The organism is Hymenobacter sediminis (assembly GCF_003231285.1).
Lineage (GTDB): Bacteria > Bacteroidota > Bacteroidia > Cytophagales > Hymenobacteraceae > Hymenobacter > Hymenobacter sediminis.
On record NZ_QKNS01000036.1, the window covers coordinates 1 to 331 of the forward strand.

Consider the following 331-nt stretch of genomic DNA (forward strand, 5'->3'; position numbering starts at 1 on the left):
GTCACAGAAGCCAGTTAGGGTAGAACAAGTAACTGGGGCTAAGTCGTAACAAGGTAGCCGTACCGGAAGGTGCGGCTGGATCACCTCCTTTCTGGAGCTCGTTCCGACTCGTGAGTTTACTTAATGTTACGTTATATCAATTTGTCTTCCCTTCATTCAGATTTTAAGGGGGTATGCTATCATAGGTTTACCCCCTACCCTGCCCTTAATCGTAGGGCATACGTTCTTTGACATAGAGGAAAACAGAGTAAGAAAAAGAAAGAGTATTACCTAGTTGTAATACCCTGAGCTCGACTGCTCTTCTGCAAGGGAGAGTTAGTCACTACGAGAA

General features: G+C 45.0%; 1 rRNA gene. It reads left to right on the forward strand.

The features are described from left to right. Positions 1 to 91 (forward strand): 16S ribosomal RNA (locus tag DNI29_RS23845); the annotation flags it as partial. Positions 92 to 331: the final 240 nt, after the last annotated feature.